We start from the raw sequence: 17,417 nt of genomic DNA on the forward strand, positions 1-17,417 counted from the left end.
CTCCTCCCATGAAGTGAACGGTGTGAATGTCCGTCACACCCAACCCCCAATCGATCACGGGAAGATCACGTTCGTATGACGATCCGTCGCACCCGGTGTTGTCGCGGCGGCCCGTCGGGGATGTTCCGCCGCCACGGCGCGATGAGTCCCCCGCGCCGGGAACGGTGTCCGGTCCATCCCCAGGTGCGGGCGGAGTTGTGCCTGTCGGGACGCTGACCAGCGCAAACTCGCCCACGGGTGGACGTGGTTCGGTCCGTGCTCCCGGGCGCTCAACGCGGGGTTCCGGGGAGGCGGCATCCTGCAGAAGCCCTGTGCGACGTGGGCACCCACCTGTCTGGCGTCTTGCGGACAGGTGTCGGGATGCCGACACCCTTGAGCACGTTCGCGGTTGACCGAGCGCACCAGCGGGGCGCCACGCGCACCACCGCCGAACCCCGGCCGGTGTGTTCGGGCCGGGGACGCACAGGCGAGCCCCGGCAGCTGCCGTCGACGCCGGACAGCCGCCGCCGACGACGCCCAGGGCAGCGGAAGTTCACCGGGACGCCGCGTCAGCCGTACGCGGCGTCCGCACGGTACAGGGGTGTCGTCCCCCCGGCCCTAACTCATCTGGCGCCGGACCAGCTCGTGCAGCCGTCCGCCGGGGTCCGCCAGGAGGTCGGCGGGGCGGCCCTCCTCCACGACCCGGCCGTCCTCCATCACCACGACGCGGTCGGCGTCCATGACGGTGGAGAGCCGGTGGGCGATGACCACACGGCTGGCCCGCAGCCGCCGGGTGCTGTCGATGACGATGCGCTGGGTCTCGTTGTCCAGGGCGCTGGTGGCCTCGTCGAGGAAGAGCACGCGTGGCCGGCGGATCAGCGCCTGGGCGATCATCAGGCGCTGGCGCTGCCCGCCGGAGACGGTGCTGCCGCCCGCGATCATGGTGTGCAGGCCCATGGGCATGCGCTGGATGTCCTCGGCCAGACCGGCCATGGCGGCGGCCTCCATCGCCTCGTCCTGCGTGTACGCCTCCGCGCCGCAGATGCAGTCGAGGATCGAGCCGGTGAACGGCTGGGCGTTCTGCAGTACGACGCCGCACTGGCGGCGGACCGCGCCCTGGTCGAGGGCGGCCAGGTCCTGGCCGTCGTAGAGGACGCTGCCCGACGCGGGCCGGTCGAAGCCGATGAGCAGGCGCAGCAGCGTGGACTTGCCGCAGCCGCTGGGGCCGACGATCGCCACGAACTCCTCGGGCCCGACCCGCAGGGAGACGTCGTCCAGGACGAGCGGGCCGTCGTCGGAGTAGCGGAAGGAGAGGTTGCGGGCCTCGATCGCGCCGGAGAGGACGCCGGGCTGGGTGCTGCCGCCGCGCACCTCGGGCGCCTCGTCGAGGATCGGCCTGACCTGCTCGTACATCGGGAGCACCGCGGCCGCCGACAGCAGCGCCCCGGTGAGCTGGGTGACCGAGGTCAGCAGCATGGTCATGGCGGTGCTGAAGGTGAGGAATCCGGACGCCGACAGCGCGCCCCGGGCCGGGCCGGCCAGCAACATGAACATGATGAGCGAACAGAGCGGCAGGTAGACCGCGTTGAGGACGGTCGTGACGTTCTTGACGCGGCCGGCGCGCTGCTGGAGTTCGCGGCTGCGGGCGAACCGGCGGGCCCACGCGGCGTACGCGAAGCTCTCGGCGGCCGCGACGCGGAGCTTGGGCAGCCCGCGCAGGGTCTGGAAGGCCTCGTTGTTGAGCTTGTTGCCGAGCCGCACCAGCCGTCGCTGCCAGCGCAGTTCCCACAGGCCGAGGCCGAGGAGCGCGGCGCCGATGACGACCAGCATGCCGAGGGCGGCGAGCGCGAGCGGGACGCTGTACAGGAGCAGCAGGACGAGGTTCATCGCGCCGACCGTCGTCGCCTGGACGGCGACCGGGCCCACCCCCGCGAGCACCCGGCGGATGGCGCTGATGCCCATCGCGGCACTGGCCAGTTCGCCCGTGGAGCGCCCGGCGAAGAACCCGGTCGGCAGGCGCAGCAGCCGGTCCCACACGGCCGGTTGCAAGGTGGCCTCGATGCGGCCCTCGATGCGCAGCACGGTGAGGTTCTGCGTCAGCATGAACGCGGCGCACACCAGGCCGGTGACGGCGACGGCCAGCGCGGCCCGGACGATGAGCCCGGTCTCCGCGTCGGGCACGAAGGTGCCCAGCACCTGGCCGGTCGCGATCGGCACGAGCGCGCCGAGGCCGACGGTGACCAGGCTGCTCAGCACGAGGTTCCGCAGGTCGCCCGCGGAGCCCCGGAGGCTGAAGCGCAGCAGACCCGCCAGGCCGGTGCCCCGCTCGGGCAGCGGCCGGTAGAGCATGTCGGCACGCTGCTCGAAGTCCTCCGCGTTGTACTCCGCGACCCGGACGCGGCTGCTGCCGCCTGGCCCCACCGCCTCGTAGCCGCCGCGCCGCCACAGCAGGGCCACGGGCGCGCCGGACGCGGCGCGCCGCCCCACCAGGGGGCCGGTGTTCTCCCGCCACCATTCGCCGTCGAGCCGCACCGGGCGGGTGCGGATGCCCGAAGTGACGGCGACCCGCTCGACGGGGTCCATGCGGTCGCTGACGGCGCCGCCGCGCGACGGCGGGACGAGGGTGATGCCGGCGGCCTCGGCGACCTGCCGGCAGACGGCGTACGTCGCGTCGTCGGACGCGGCCGCGGCAGAACGCGAGGCGGCCTTGCGGGAGGTGCCGATGGAGGCCAGCAGATCGCGGTCGGCCTGTTCGCGGACGGCCTCCCCGGCCTTGATGCCCGCGGCGGTGCGGTCCTCGTGGGCGCGTTCCAGGCCCTCGATCCAGCCGTCCAGGGTCGACAGCAGCCGGTACTGCTGGTTGACCATGCTCTGCCACATCGCGCCGTCGAGGAGCAGGTCGCCCGCCGCCTCCGCGGAGTACGCGGCCCCGTACTGCACGCTGCCCGGCAGGACCGGCAGCCACAGGATGTCGTCGTCGGCGACGTGTTCGCCGTCCGTGGTGCGGCCGGTCAACGGGGCCTCGTACAGCACGCGCTGGCTGCGCCCGACGCCGAGCGCGAAGGCGTGCTCGAGGAGGCTGAGGGCGAGCTCCCGGGTGCCGTGCCCGGCACCGTACGGGCCCTGCCCGTCCCAGCCGTCGCCGTACGCCGCCGGGTGCGGCTGCGGCGGCCGGTACAGCTCGCGCAGCGGCACGCGGCGCAGGTGGCAGCCCTGCAGGGGGCGGCCGACGAGGGTGTGCCGGGGGCCCTCCACGGGGCCGAGCAGGAGGGTGCCGGGTTCCAGGCGGCCCAGGTAGTGCCAGTGGCCCTGCTGGGCCGCGTCGACCGCGAACAGGTCGAGGGAGCCCGCCACCACGAGCCACAGCACGTGCGGCCCCTCCAGGGGGATGCTGCGCAGGCCGGCGCAGTCGACGGGGCCGCCCAGCCCGCCGAGGGCGGTCAGGACCGGGTCGCCGGCGGCGGTGCCGGGCTGTACGGGGATCACCTCAGTGCTCCTTGACCAGTGCGGCGTACGCGCCGCCCGCCGCGATCAGCTCCTCGTGGCGGCCGCGCTCGACGACCGTGCCGTGGTCGAGGACGACGATCTCGTCGCTGTCGCGGACCGTGCTGAGCCGGTGCGCGATCACCACGCAGGCGCAACCGCGGCGCCGCAGGTTGTCGATGATGACCTGTTCGGTCTCCGCGTCGAGGGCGCTGGTCACCTCGTCGAGCACCAGCACGCTGGGCCGCCGGACCAGGGCCCGGGCGATCTCCAGCCGCTGCCGCTGGCCGCCCGAGAAGTTGCGGCCGTCCTGCTCGACCCGGCTGTGGACGCCGCCGGGGCGGCGGGCGACGACCTCGTACAGGCAGGCGTCGCGCAGCGCGGCCTCCACGTCCGCGTCGGGGATGGAGGGGTCCCACAGCGCCACGTTGTCGCGGACCGTGCCCTCGAAGAGGAAGACGTCCTGGTCGACGAAGGAGACGGAGGCGGCCAGCGCGCCGCGCGGGATGTCCTCCAGGCGCTGCCCGTCGATGCGGATCGCGCCCTCCCACGGGCTGTAGAGCCCGGCGATGAGCCGGGAGACGGTGGACTTGCCGCTCCCGGAGCCGCCGACCAGCGCGACCTGCCGGCCCGGGGCGACGGACAGCGAGAAGCCGGACAGCAGCGGCTTGTCGAGGGGGCTGTAGCCGAAGGTGACGCCCTCCAGCGTGACGTGGCCCTTCAGACGGCGGTTGTCCGCCCCGGAGCCGGGGCGCGTGTACAGGGAGTCGACGGGGAAGTTCTCGACGTCCTTGAGGCGCACCACGTCGGCGGCGAAGTCCTGGATGCGGCCGGCGACGCCGTTGAGCCGGGTGATGGGCGCGGTGAACCGGGTGACCAGCGCCTGGAAGGCGACGAGCAGACCGATCGAGATGTGCCCCTCCACCGCCCGCAGACCGCCGATCCACAGGATCAGCGCGCTGTTGAGCGTCGCGAGGGTCGGGGCGACGACCGACAGCCAGGCGCTGGGCACGCCGAGCCGCTGCTGTTCCTCCAGGGTGGAGGCGTGCTGCCCGGCCCAGCGGCGGAAGTAGCCGTTCTCGCCGCCGGTGGCCTTCATCGTCTCGATCGACTGCAGGCCGGTGTACGAGGTGTTGGTGAGCCGTGCGCTGTCGGCGCGCAGCTTCTGCGTGCGGGTGGCCCGCAGCCGGGTCACGACGCGCATGGCGACGGCGTTGAGCAGGGCGATGCCCACCCCGAGCACGGTGAGCTGCGGGTCGTACGTCCACATCAGCAGCGCGTAGAGCACGACGACGACGCCGTCGACGGCGGCCGCCGCCAGGTCGCGGGCGAGCGTCTCAGCGACCGCGTCGTTGGACTGCAGGCGCTGGACGAGGTCGGCCGGGCTGCGCTGGGTGAAGAAGGTGACCGGCAGCCGCAGCAGGTGGCGCAGGAAGCGGGCGCTGCCGAGGGTGGAGGAGATGATGCGGCCGCGCAGCAGGTTGGACTGCTGGACCGCGGTGAGCGCCGCGGTGAGCGCCACCATCGCCGCCATCGACGCGAACAGCACACCCAGCAGCGAGGTCTGGTCGCCGATCAGGAACAGGTCGATGTAGGTGCGGCTGAGCGCGGGCAGCGCGGCCCCGACCGCGACCAGCAGGAGGCTGGCCACCAGTGCGGCGAGCATGGTGCCGCTGGTGCCGCGCAGCCGGGCCGGCAGGGCGCGCAGGACGCCGGGGCGGCGGCCGCCGCGGTGGAAGTCCGGGCCCGGTTCGAAGGTCAGCACGACACCGGTGAAGCTGGTGTCGAAGTCCTCCAGGGGCACGAAACGCCGCCCCTTGTCGGGGTCGTTGACGTGCACGCCGCGCCGGCCGAGGCGGCGGCCCGTGCCGTCGTAGACGACGTAGTGGTTGAACTCCCAGAAGAGGATGGCGGGCGCCTGCACCTCGGTGAGGGCCGCGGTCTCCATCTGCATGCCCTTGGCCTGCAGGCCGTAGCCGCGGGCGGCCTTCAGCAGGTTGCTGGCCCGGGAGCCGTCGCGGGAGACGCCGCAGGCGATGCGCAGTTCCTCCAGCGGCACGTGCCGGCCGTGGTGGCCCAGCACCATCGCCAGGGAGGCGGCGCCGCACTCCACGGCCTCCATCTGCAGCACGGTCGGCGTGCGGACGGTGCGCGGCCTGCGGCGCGGACGCTGCCGGCGGGTGCGCGCGGGCTCGGGGCGGTGTCTGCGGCGGCCGGCGGGCGGCAGCGGCCGCTGCTGGGTCCGGGCGGGCGCGGTCAAGGGAGCAGCCAATCGATCGGGCGCTGTGCGGCCAGGTGGACGGCGCCGGTGGCCAGGGTCATGGAGTCCAGCTCGTACGAGGGGCCGTCGCCCTTGGACCAGCGGTAGCCGGTCGGGGTGCGGGAGGAGGCGTCCAGCGTCACGACGACGGCCACCGGGCGTCCCGCGCGCGTGAGTTGCTCGGCGAGCTGCGGGTCGCCGAGGTCGGCGGCGAGCTGCCGGGCGGTGCGCGAGGTGCGGCCGACGGCCTTCACATGGCCGCGCAGCACCCCGTACCGGGCCTGCGGCGCGGACTCGACGGCGAGGTCCACCGCGGCGCCCACCGGCACCGAGGAGGCGCCCGACGCCGGGACGTAGAGGGTGGCGACGAGCGGGTCGCCCGGGCGGGCGGCGCGTTCCACGGTCGCCACGTCCGCTCCGACGGTGACGACGGTGCCGATCGTGGCCACCAGGGCGCTGACCCGGCCCGCGGCCACGGTGCGGACGACGGTGTCGCCGTCCGCTGTGCGCACGCTGAGCAGCGGGGCGTCGGCGGGCAGGCGTTCCCCTTCGTCGGCGAGGACCCGGGTGACCTGTCCGGCGACCGGACTCTGCAGGACGTAACTGCCCTGCCCGTAGCCGACAATTCCGGGTGCGCTCATTTTCGAGGACACGGAACCGTTTACCGCCCAGGAAGCCGCGGCGGCCATCACGAGAATGGCGACGGAGAGCACGAGACGGCCCTGCGGGCGCGCGAAACGCACCGGGAGATCGAGTTCTTCCGGTGACTGGAGCTTGGCAAGGGCCTTTTGGCGAAACTGCACGGACTCTTTCCTCGGCCGCATCCCCCGCCATTGGGGCCCAAGGCCGCAATGGCGTCCGCGGGCCCCGGAAGGGAGGTATCCGGGGCCCGCGGATCGATCAGTCTCAGAGACCCGCGATCAGGCCGGTGGCCAGGCCGGTCACGGCGCCGGTGTTGACGCCCGAGATGCCCTCGACGGTGCCGACGACACCGGACACGGTGCCGGCGACGGGGGCGATCGACTCGACGGTGCCGGTGGCGTTGGCCACGAGACCGCCCACGAGACCGCCGGAGACGTTGTCCAGGTCCGCGTCGGAGATCTCGCGGGTCTCGACCTGGGAGGTGAAGTCCATGGGGGGTTTCCCTTCGTGTGAACACATTTCGTGTGGCGAATCATCAGGGGGGCAACCTCTTCGCCACGGCACGGGATACAAGCATGGGAGCAGCTGGGACGGCCAATTGCCGACCGGTGCGTTCGAATTGGGTTCGGATTCCCGGCTTCACCGGTGTGCCGGATTTCCCACGCCCCGGTGGCAATTCCTTCACAGCCCGGGGTCGTTCCGTGGTGGCGGAACCGGGCACTCCGGATCAAACCGCGCGCACCGGCGGCTCGGTTCGCGTGCGGACGTGCGGGCGTATGTCGCCCGCGTGTGCGGTGTGCAGATTTACCGGAGGTAATGTTCGGCCCTGGGCTCGGGCCCGTCCCGCCGCGCCCTGAGCAGGGCTGATCCGCGGCGCGCGGCACACGGGTCCGGCGGCCGTACGGCGGGAACGGTGGAGGGGGCGGACTCAGCCCGCGGCGCTGTCCCCGGCGCCATGCCGGGCGCCGTCCTGAGCGCCGTCCTGGGCGTCGGAAAGTCCGAAGTCGCAGAGCCTGCCGATGAGTTCCAGGGCGGTGTCGGTCAGGACGGCGGCCTCCCGCGCGTCGTCGCAGGCGACGAGCTCCCGGCCGATCTCGGCGATCGTCGTCGTGAGCGCGATCAGCAGGGCGCGGTCGCCCGGCCGCTCGTGGGTGATGCCGAGCAGGGTCGCGTTGTGGCTGATCCAGGTCCTCAGGTTCTGCCGGCCCAGCAGGTCGAAGCCCGGCGGGGTGTCCCCGGTGTAGAAGAGCCCGGCCATCTCGCGCCGCGCCCTGGTGTGTTCCAGGTAGGCGCGGGTGCCGGTGAGGAAGAGGGCACGCGGGCGGTCCTCGCCGCTCGCCCGGAGCCGGGCCACCGCCCGCGCCGTGGTCTGCGCCTGCGCGGTGCGGAACTCCTCCCACAGGGCCAGGAAGAGGTCCACCTTGCCGTCGAAGTGGTGGTAGAGCCCGCCGACGCTGGCGTCCGCGCGGCGGACCACCTCGGCGATGCCCGCCGCCGCGTACCCCGACTCCCCGAAGACCTCGCGGGCCGCCGCGAGCAGCGCCTGCCGGGTGGTCGCCGCCCGGCCGGGCGTCCGGGCCGGGGCCGGCCCGGACGCCCCACCGGTCGTGGGGAGGTCCGCGGGATCGCCGATGAGCAGCTCGTCACCGCGTGTGTCGCCCATCCCGGGACCTTCCGTCCGTCACGGCGGCGTGGCGCCGTGAACCCACTGCCTGGCGGGGCAGCACACTACCCCTGGTCGTTCAGGACGCCGGGATGCCGCCTGCCGGGGCCTCCGGCGGCGCCGTGGTGTACGGCGTGATGGCGCCCTGCTCGTCGTCCGTCACCAGCGGCGTGCCCTGCAGGACGACGTCGGTGCTCCCCTTCAGGATGCCGATCTGGACGCCGGTGTAGCCCGCGTGCGAGTCCCCGCTGAACCGGAACGGCACCAGCCCGGGCCCGGTGAAGCCGCCCTTCTCCACGGCCTTCACCAGCGACTCCCGCGTGGGGTCCTTCCCGGCGCCCTGCAGCGCCTGCACGAAGGTGTAGGCCATGGACATCCCGAACTCGACGTTGCCGTCGAAGGGCAGCTTCGGGATGTACTTGTCGTGGACCTCGCGGAACAGCTTGATCCAGCTGTTGGACGTGTCGCTGGTGGGCGGCATGTAGGTGTCGGTGATGATGCCGTCCATGAGCGCCGCCGGGTCGGCCGTGCCGCCCGCCTGCTTGGCGAAGGACTGCAGCAGGCCCGCCAGGGTCGTCGGGTCGGAACCGACGTTGGTCACCACCATCTGCGGGTTGTACTGGAGCTTGAGCGAGGTGAGCTTGAACAGCGCCGTGTACGTCGGGATGGTGAACAGCACCACCACGTCCGCCTTGGACTGGGCGATGGCCGTGACCTGCGGGGCGATGTCGGTGCCGCCGGGCTGGTAGCTCTGCCGGCTGACCACCGACTCCTTGGGGATGTACTGGTCCAGGCCCTCGACGCCGTCCTTGCCGAAGTCGTCGCCCTGGTAGAAGTAGGCGACCTTCTTGCCCGCGAAGTTCTCCTTGATGTACTGGCCGAGGATCTTGCCCTCGACGAGGTAGTCCGGCTGCCAGCCGAAGGTCTGCGGGTGCTTGTCGGGCTCGTCCCAGCAGCGGCAGCCGGAGGCCACGAACAGGTCGGGCACGCGGCGGGTGTTGAGGAAGTCGACCACCTTGGTGTGGGTCGGCGTGCCGAGCCCGCCCACCATCGCGAAGATCTTGTCCTCCAGGACGAGCTCCTTGGTGACCTTCACCGTCTGGGTCGGGTTGTACGCGTCGTCCTTGTACCGGAACTCGATCTTCCGGCCGTTGACCCCGCCGTTGGCGTTGACGTGGTCGAAGTACGCCTTGGCGCCCGCCGAGACGTTGCTGTAGCCCGGCGCCGCGGGCCCGGTCAGCGGCTGGTGGCTGCCGATGACGATCTTGTCCTTGGTGACGCCCGGCGCGGCGGAACCGCCTCCGGAGCCGCCGGAACACGCGGTGAGCACCAGGGCCAGCACGGCCAGCGCGGCGCCGCCGCGCAGGCGCAGGCCGTGTCGGTGACTTCTTCTCATGACCCCTCCTGGAACCGAATCTGATTCGGTGGGTTCTGAACGGATTTCACGTGGGGTGACGCTGGTCGAGGGAACGGGACGTGGACGGTCAGGTACCGGAGCCCCGGGTGCGGAGCCGCCGGACCAGACGGATGAGGGCCCCCTGGATGCCCTGCGGGAACAGCAGCATCGACAGGACGAGGGCGAGGCCGTACAGGGCGAGTGGCAGGTTGGCGTAGAAGCCCCGGGACAGGTGCAGCGCGTCCGCTACGTCACCCGTCCAGTTGGGCAGCAGTACGAGCAGCACCGAGCCGTACACGGCGCCCGCCAGGCTGCCGAGGCCGCCGAGCACCGCCGCGGTCAGCAGGGACAGCGAGAGCGCCAGCGGGAAGGCCCCGGGCGCGGCCAGCGAGCTGACCACCGCGAGGAGCCCGCCGCCCAGGCCCGCGCAGGCCGCGCTGACGACGAAGGCGAGCACCCGCAGCCGCGCCACGTGGATGCCGGCCAGCGCCGCGGAGACCTCGTCGTCCCGGATCGCCCGCCACGACCGGCCCACCCGGCTGCGCCCGAGGTCCGCGAGGAGCACCAGCACGACCACCGCGCACAGCACGCAGACCCAGGCCTGCCAGCGCTCCAGCGGGAAGTACGCGCCCAGCGCCTCGGGCGGCGGGGGCGACGCCACCACGAGGCCGTTCTCGCCGCCGAGCAGATCGGTCAGGTGCCGGTAGTTCGCCAGCGCCGGCAGCCCGACGGCCAGGGTGAGCGTGGCACCGGCCAGGTACGGGCCCTGCAGCCGCGCCGCCGCCGCCCCCACCAGAGTGCCGAGGGCGGCGGTGACCGCGGTGCCGGCCACCAGCGAGACGCCCAGCGACCAGCCGAGTTCGGTGAGGAACAGGCCGGTCCCGTAGGCGCCGACCGCCATCAGCGCGCCGTGCCCCAGCGAGATCTGGCCGTTGGTGCCGGTGAGGACGGTCAGCCCGGCGACCGCGCACACGTACGTGGCGACGGTGGCGACCTCCAGGTTCTGGAACGGCGACAGCAGCGCGCTCAGGCCGCAGACCACCAGCAGTCCGAGCAGCGCGGGCACCAGGTGCCGTACCACGGTGCGGTCCGCCGGTCCCCGCAGCCGGGCCCGCAGGCCCGCGGCGCCCGGGCCGCCGAGGGGCGAGCCCAGGTCCTTCGTGGTGTCGGTCGTGTCGGTCATCTGCCCCTCACACCCGTCGCACGGAGGTGCCCGAGAACAGGCCGTTGGGCCTGATCATCAGCACCGTCATCAGCACCGCCAGCGCGCCCAGCAGCGCGACCTCCGACCCCAGGTACCCGGAGACGTAGGAGAGGGTGAGCCCGACCACGAGCCCGCCGACCACCGCACCTGGCGGGCTGTCCAGCCCCCCGACGACCGCGGCGGCGAAGCCGAACACCAGCACCGCGTCGAACTGGTTGGGACCGACGAAGGTCGCCGGCGCCACCAGCACCCCGGCGAGCGCCCCGACCGCCCCCGCCAGCGCCCAGCCCAGCGTGAGCACCCGCCCGACCCGCACCCCGAACATCCGGGCCACCTCGGGGGAGAACGCCGCCGCCCGCATCCGCAGCCCCACCGGGGTGACCCGGAAGAGCAGCACGAGCAGCGCCATCACCACCAGCACGGCACCGATGACGAACAGGTCCGACGGCGACAGCAGCAGCCGGGCGTCGCCCACCGTGAAGCCCTTGATGCCCAGCAGCGGCGGGAAGGAGCGCGGCGAGCCGCCCCACACCATCCCGGCCACCGCCTGCAGGAACAGCAGCAGCCCGAGGGTGACGATCACCGCGTTCATCGGCGGCCCGTTCTCCACCGGGCGGACCAGCACCCGTTCCACGACCGCCCCCAGGACGAAGCCGGAGGCGAGGGCGGCCAGCAGCCCGAGCCAGTACGAACCGGTCGCGTGGATCACGCCGAGGGCGATGAAGCTGGTGACCATCAGCATCCCGCCCTGGGCGAAGTTGACGATCCGGGTCGCCCGCCAGATGAGCACCAGGGCCAGCGCGACCGCCGCGTAGACGATGCCGCTGGTCACCCCGCCCAGTGTCAGATTGATGAAGTACATGTCAGAACCCCAGGTAGGCGTGGCGGAGGTCGTCCGCGGTGGCGAGGCGCGCGGCCGCGTCGGCCGCGACCACCCGCCCCAGGTTCAGCACGACGCCCTGGTCCGCGACGGACAGGGCGCTGCGCGCGTTCTGCTCCACCAGGAGCACGGTGAGCCCCTGCCGCTCCCGCAGGTCCCGCAGGACGGCGAGGATCTGCGCGGTGATCCGGGGCGCGAGCCCCAGCGACGGTTCGTCGAGCAGCAGCAGCCGAGGCCGGGTCATCAGCGCCCTGCCGATGGCGAGCATCTGCCGCTCCCCGCCCGAGAGGGTCTCGGCGGTCCGCGCGCGCCGCTCGGCCAGCGCGGGGAAGAGGGCGTACACCTCCTCCAGGCCGGCCGACTGCAGCGCCCTGCGCTCGCGCCGGTCCCGCCACAGGACGCCCAGCCGCAGGTTGTCGTGGACGGTCAGCTCGGTGATGACCCCGCGGCCCTCCGGCACGTGGGCCAGCCCCAGCCGCACGACCTCCTCGACGGGCAGCCCGGCGATGTCGGTGCCGTCGAGCAGGACGCTGCCGGAACGGGGCCGCACGAGCCCGTTGACGGTGCGCAGCAGCGTGGTCTTGCCGGCGCCGTTGGCGCCGAGCACGGCCGTGATGCTGCCCCGCTCGACGGTGAGGGACACCTCGTCCAGGGCCCGCACCATGCCGTAGGAGACGACGAGTTCGCGGACCTCAAGCACGGGCGGACCCCTCTCGCGTCCCGGGGGCGGCCGGCGTCGTGGTGCCGCCCGGTGCGGGTGTCCCCGCGGTGACCTCGTCGCCGAGGTACGCCTCGGTCACCAGCGGGTCGTCGCGCACCTCGTCCGGGGTGCCGTAGGCGATCGCCTTGCCGAAGTCGAGGACGAGGACCCGGTCGCAGACCCGCATGACCAGGTCCATGTGGTGCTCGACGAGGACGACCGCCATCCGTTCGCGCAGCCCGGAGATGACCTCGCCGAGCTCGCGCATGCCCTCCTCGGACAGCCCCGAGGCGGGTTCGTCGAGCAGCAGCAGGCGCGGCTCGCCGACCAGCGCCCGGGCGAGCGCGACCTGCTTCTGCACCCCGTAGGGGAGTTCGCCGGGGAGCCGGCCGGCGGCGTCCTCCGCGCCGAGCTCCCGCAGGACGGCCAGCGAGCGGTGCCGCAGCAGCCGCTCGTCGCGGTCCGAACGGGGCAGGCCCAGCAGCGCGGAGGCGAAGCCCGCCCGCGCGTGCCGGGTCGCCCCGACCATGACGTTCTCCAGCACGGTGAGCCGGGGGAAGAGCCCCAGGCCCTGCAGGGTCCTGGCGATGCCGAGCCGGGCCAGCTGGTGCGGTCGGGGCCAGGGCAGCGGCCGGTCCTGCCAGTGCAGCGTCCCGGCGGCCGGGCGCACGAAGCCGCACACGGCGTTGAACAGGGTCGTCTTTCCGGCCCCGTTGGGGCCGATGACGCCGAGCACTTCGCCCGGCCGGACCGACAGGGACACCGCATCGAGTGCGGACAGGCCTCCGAAGGAGACCTCGAGTCCGTCGATGCGCAGGAGGCTTTCCACCAGTCACCCTTCCTTGGGAGTTCGGCGGGTTGGTACGGGACGAGAGGGGCGGGGTCGGGGATCGGGATCGGGGTCGGATCGTGCGGGCCGCCCGGCGCTCCGGCGGCTCGGTGGCCTGCCGTTCGGGAGGGCTCCTCCCAGCCCGACCGAATCAGAATCGGATTCGGTTCCGACTGAGGGTGACCCCTGTCCGAAGCGCTGACAAGCCCCCGGTGACGGGGAGTCCGGCTAGCCGGCGCCCGCGAGCAGCCGTGCCTCGCCGGCCTCGTAGAGCCGTCGGCTCTCGGCGGCCGTCCCGTCGCGGCGCCGCCGGTCCCAGCGGCTGCCGAGCCGGCCGGCGAGGAAGCCGAAGGGGATGGACACCAACCCGGCGGTCTGCAGCGGGAACCAGTGGAAGTCACGGCCGGGGAAGAGCGCCGTGGGACCGCCGGCCACCGCCGTCGGGAACACCGTCAGCAGCAGGACGCACGCCGTTCCCCCGTAGAGCGCGGCCGGCAGGCCCGTACGGCCGAAGCCCCGCCAGAACAACGCGTACGTGAGGGCCGGTGCCACCGCCGCCGCGCCGACCCCCACGGCCGCCCACCGGGCCACCGCCGGCTCCGGTCGCGGGCCGGCGCGCCCGTCGCGCATCGCGTGCCCGAACAGGTCGTGCGCCAGGGGCGACGCGGCGGCCAGGGTCAGCCCCGACACGGAGGACAGCAGCGTCCCGCCGGGTGGCGGTGGTTGCCGGTGGTGCCAGGTGTCGCCGTGGTACGTCATCGCGCGGTCTCCAAGCGGCTTGCGTGGCGAGGGGTGTGCGGGCGCGGTGGGGGACGGGCAGGTTCGGCCGGACGCCCCGGGGCGTCGGTGCCCCGGAGTGGCCGCACGATACCGACTGGTCGGCATGTCGGGAAGAGGTGCTGCAGGTCACGGTTGGAGCACCGCGTGCCCGGGCGCCGGACGGGGCCCGCCCAGGCCCCGGTCCTGCCCCCGATCGGGGCCCGACTCCCGCATTTCCGGGACGGTTTCACGGGACCGGCAGGCGCTCGAGACAGGGATGCGGAACCGGCACGTCCAGGCCGTCCGACCCGCCCCCGGACCAGGGCGTCCCGGTCCGGGGACGCCTGCGTGGACCCGCGCAGCCCGACCGGGTTGAGGGCAACTGCCCTGTGCTGAAGGCGGTTTGTAGCCGCACGCCCGCGGGGGCAGCTCGCGGCGGGACGACACGTGCCCGGGCCCGGGGTCGCGTCCGCGACAGCCGGATCGGTCCAACCGCCGTGCGCCTCGGTCGAGTTTCAGGTCCCGGCCCTCGCGGGCAGCGTCACGGGATGGACCTGTCGTGGCGCTGAGCGCGGATGGGAGCCGCGCGGACCGGTGGGCGCACCTTGCGGCGGGGGCGTGGCTACCCGGCCGGGCGCCGGGTCCGCCGAGCCCGGGCCCGACCGGGCTGAGGGAAACTGCCCTGCGCTGGGTGCGGTTTGGAGCCGCACGCCTGCGGGGGCAGCTCGCGGCGGGACGGCACGGGCGCGAGTCCGGGGTCGCGTCCGCGATAGCCGGATCGGTCCAACCGCCATGCTCCTCGGTTGCGTTCCCGGTGCCGGCCCTCGCGGGCAGCGTCACGGGATGGGGTGGCTCCCACCCGGTACCCCGGGGGCCGGGGTCGCGCCCCCGTCGGCTTCAGGGGCTCGACCTCGCGGGAGCTGCCTCTTGGCGGCGCAACCGCCGTCCGCGGGCCCGCGGACGGTCGGAGGGGCCTCGGCGCGGGTCCTCGGGCGCGCGGCGACTCCGCGTCAACCACCGCGGGGCGGAAGGCCGCGTCAGCCGGTTGTCTCGGGGTACGGGGGGTGGACGGGGACCTCGCACCACACCTGCTTGCCGCCGCTGAGCGGCATCGTGCCCCAGGCGGCGGACATGGCCTCGACGAGGAGGATGCCGCGGCCGCCGGTGTCGTGCCAGTTGATGATCGCCGGCTTGACCGGCGTCCGCGGGGAGGCGTCGCCGACCGCGATCCGCAGTCGGTCCCCGGTGAGCGTGAGGTCCAGCCGGACCTGGCCCTCGGTGTGCACCAGGGCGTTGGTGACCAGCTCCGAGACGACCAGCAGCACCGTGTCGGCCGCCTCGCCGAGCCCCCACGCGCGCAGGGTGCGGGCGGTGAAGCGGCGGGCGTGCGAGGCGGCGTCGGGGAGCCGCCACACCGTCCAGCTCTCGCGCACGGGCTTGACGGCCATGCCGTCGTAGCGCATGAGCAGCAGCGCCACGTCGTCACTGCGGGTGGCGGCGCTGAGCAGGGCGTCGGCCATGCGGCCCAGGTGGGAGGGATCGGCCTCGGACAGTTCGCGCGACATTCTCTGCATGCCCTCGTCCAGGGGGAGTTCGGCCGACTCCACCAGGCCGTCCGTGGTGAGCGCGAGGACCGCGCCGATCTGCAGCCGCAGCGGGATCAGCGGGAAGTCCGCGTCGTCGACGACGCCCAGCGGGGGCCCGCCGTCGCCCTCCACGGTCCGGGTGCTGCCGTCGGGCAGCCGCAGCACCGGGGGCAGATGTCCGGCGCGCACGCACCAGGCGCTGCCCTCCTCCATGTCGATGCTGACGTAGCAGCAGGTCGCGAAGAGGTCGGTCTCCATGCCCACGAGCAGGCGGTTGGCGTGCGAGACGACGACGTCGGGGGAGTGGCCCTCCACGGCGTACGCGCGGATCGCGGTGCGCATCTGGCCCATGAGCGTGGCCGCCCCGGCGTTGTGGCCCTGGACGTCGCCGATGACCAGCGCGACGTGGTGGTCGTGCAGGGGTATGACGTCGTACCAGTCGCCGCCGACCTCCAGCCCGCCGGTAGTCGGCAGGTACCGGGCGACCGCGACGCCGCCCGGCAGCACCGGGAGCCGACGCGGCAGCAGGGTGCGCTGGAGGGTGCCCACCAGTTCGTGCTCGGCGTCGAAGGCCCTCACGCGCACCAGCGCCTGGCCGACCAGGCCGGCCGCGGCGGTCAGCACGGCCCGTTCGTCCGCGCCGAACTCGTGGGGCTCGTCCCAGCCGATGATGCAGCATCCGACGACCCGGCCGGCCGCGGGCAGCGGCAGCACCGCGAGGCCGCCGGGGCCGACCCCGGCCAGCGTGGACTCCAGCGGCGCCCCGGCCGGCCAGAAGCCGACCCGGCCCTCGCGGAGCGCGGTCGCCAGCGTGGGCATGGCCCGGGTCGGCGCGTCCGGCCATTCCGAACGCCATTCGGTGCGCCACACCTCCGGCCACGCCGAGGGGTCCGCCGGGTCGAGGACGGTGACCACCAGCCGGTCGTTCTCCAGTTCGGCGAGCGCGATCCGGTCGGCGTTCAGCGGGCGGCGCAGCGAGGTCACCACCACCGTGCTGACGTCACGCACGGTCGAGGCGTTGGCCAGGTCGGCGGCGAGCTGCTGCACCCGGCCCACGTCGTTGACCCCGGCCCGCATCCGCGAGGCGTCGCCGACCGTGCCGAGCAGCCGCACGGGGCGGCCGTCGGGGGCGAACAGGACCCGCCCGCGCAGCCGCAGCCAGCGCAGTTCCCCGGAGGGCCGGCGGATGCGGAACTCCAGCTCGCGGTCGCCGGTGGCCATGTGCCCGGCCTCGACCACCGACATCAGCGCGGGGAGGTCCTCGGGCACCGTCTGCGCGAGCAGGGTCTCCACCCGGCCGTCGAACCCCGCGGGTTCCAGCCCGAAGAGGGCGAGCACGTCGTCGCCGACGTTGATCCAGCCGGTGTCCATGTCGAGGGTGAAGCCGGTGCCGCGCGACTCCGCCCCGGCCATCGGATCGGTGTCCGCGCACGCGTCGCCGGGGGTGGGGCCGGGATGGCCGATCGCGGTGGCGAACAGTTCGAGGTCCTGCCGGTCCTCCGCGTCGAAGCCGCCGGGCCGGTCCGTGACCGCCACCAGGCAGCCGACGCTCACGTGGTCCGCCCGCAGCGGCAGGGCGGTCAGCGAGACCTCCAGCGGTTCCGGGGTCCCGTTGCCCACCAGCCTGGCGACCTCCGCGGGTCCCGCCGTCACCACGCGGTCCTGGCGCACGGCGACGGCCATGGGGGAAGCGCCGTCCGTCGCGTAGCTCTGGCGCAGCCCGTGCAGGGCGCGCGGCACCCCGGCCGAGGCGACCAGGCACAACTCGCCGCCCGTCTCCGAGGGTGCGTACACCGCGACATGGGTCGCACCGGTGAAGACCAGTGCCTGTTCGATGACGGCTCGCAGGCGGGCGGAACGGCCGAGGTCGGATCGGAGCGTCTTGAGCGCGAGCTCGGCGGACAGCGCCCGTACTCTGCGTCCTTTCGCGCCGTCGCTGACCACGTGGTCATTACACCGCCTCCGGGGCCCCGGCGCAGCCCGTGTGCGGGGAATCGTCACGCGGCGTGAGAGGAACGGGGGCCGGGCTCTCCGTC

General features: G+C 73.7%; 12 protein-coding genes. All 12 read right to left on the reverse strand.

Going from position 1 to position 17,417, the window contains the following annotated elements:
• Positions 1–597: 597 nt before the first annotated feature.
• Complete coding sequence (locus tag ACFZAU_RS31125) at positions 598–3,465, reverse strand: NHLP bacteriocin export ABC transporter permease/ATPase subunit (protein ID WP_500554914.1); 2,868 nt, start codon at positions 3,463–3,465, stop codon at positions 598–600.
• A gap of 1 nt (position 3,466) precedes the next feature.
• Entirely contained in the window at positions 3,467–5,722 is a 2,256-nt protein-coding gene (locus ACFZAU_RS31130; protein WP_500554915.1) for an NHLP family bacteriocin export ABC transporter peptidase/permease/ATPase subunit, read from the reverse strand.
• A complete protein-coding gene (locus ACFZAU_RS31135) occupies positions 5,719–6,525 on the reverse strand; it encodes a hypothetical protein (protein ID WP_500554916.1) in 807 nt (268 codons plus the stop codon). Before ACFZAU_RS31135 ends, ACFZAU_RS31130 begins: the two co-directional genes overlap by 4 nt.
• A 103-nt stretch (positions 6,526–6,628) precedes the next feature.
• On the reverse strand, positions 6,629–6,856 hold the full coding sequence (locus ACFZAU_RS31140; RefSeq protein ID WP_018558045.1) for a hypothetical protein: 228 nt from the start codon (positions 6,854–6,856) through the stop codon (positions 6,629–6,631).
• A 436-nt stretch (positions 6,857–7,292) separates the two neighbouring features.
• Positions 7,293–8,027: a TetR/AcrR family transcriptional regulator gene (locus tag ACFZAU_RS31145; protein ID WP_500554917.1), complete on the reverse strand. Its 735-nt coding sequence runs from the start codon at positions 8,025–8,027 to the stop codon at positions 7,293–7,295.
• A 79-nt stretch (positions 8,028–8,106) separates the two neighbouring features.
• Entirely contained in the window at positions 8,107–9,423 is a 1,317-nt protein-coding gene (locus ACFZAU_RS31150) for an ABC transporter substrate-binding protein (RefSeq protein WP_500554918.1), read from the reverse strand.
• Between the two features lie 88 nt (positions 9,424–9,511).
• A complete protein-coding gene (locus ACFZAU_RS31155; protein WP_500554919.1) occupies positions 9,512–10,606 on the reverse strand; it encodes a branched-chain amino acid ABC transporter permease in 1,095 nt (364 codons plus the stop codon).
• A gap of 7 nt (positions 10,607–10,613) precedes the next feature.
• Positions 10,614–11,489, reverse strand: a complete 876-nt coding sequence (locus ACFZAU_RS31160) for a branched-chain amino acid ABC transporter permease (protein ID WP_499604147.1) — start codon at positions 11,487–11,489, stop codon at positions 10,614–10,616.
• 1 nt (position 11,490) lies between these two features.
• Positions 11,491–12,207, reverse strand: coding sequence for an ABC transporter ATP-binding protein (locus tag ACFZAU_RS31165; RefSeq protein ID WP_500462303.1), 717 nt, complete (start codon positions 12,205–12,207; stop codon positions 11,491–11,493).
• Entirely contained in the window at positions 12,200–13,036 is an 837-nt protein-coding gene (locus tag ACFZAU_RS31170) for an ABC transporter ATP-binding protein (protein WP_500462304.1), read from the reverse strand. The genes ACFZAU_RS31165 and ACFZAU_RS31170 overlap by 8 nt, the downstream gene beginning before the upstream one ends.
• 228 nt (positions 13,037–13,264) lie before the next feature.
• Positions 13,265–13,795, reverse strand: a complete 531-nt coding sequence (locus tag ACFZAU_RS31175) for a hypothetical protein (protein ID WP_500554920.1) — start codon at positions 13,793–13,795, stop codon at positions 13,265–13,267.
• A gap of 1,037 nt (positions 13,796–14,832) precedes the next feature.
• Complete coding sequence (locus tag ACFZAU_RS31180; protein WP_500554921.1) at positions 14,833–17,325, reverse strand: SpoIIE family protein phosphatase; 2,493 nt, start codon at positions 17,323–17,325, stop codon at positions 14,833–14,835.
• Between the last annotated feature and the right edge of the window lie 92 nt (positions 17,326–17,417).

It is taken from the genome of Streptomyces sp. NPDC008238 (assembly GCF_042956445.1).
GTDB lineage: Bacteria > Actinomycetota > Actinomycetes > Streptomycetales > Streptomycetaceae > Actinacidiphila.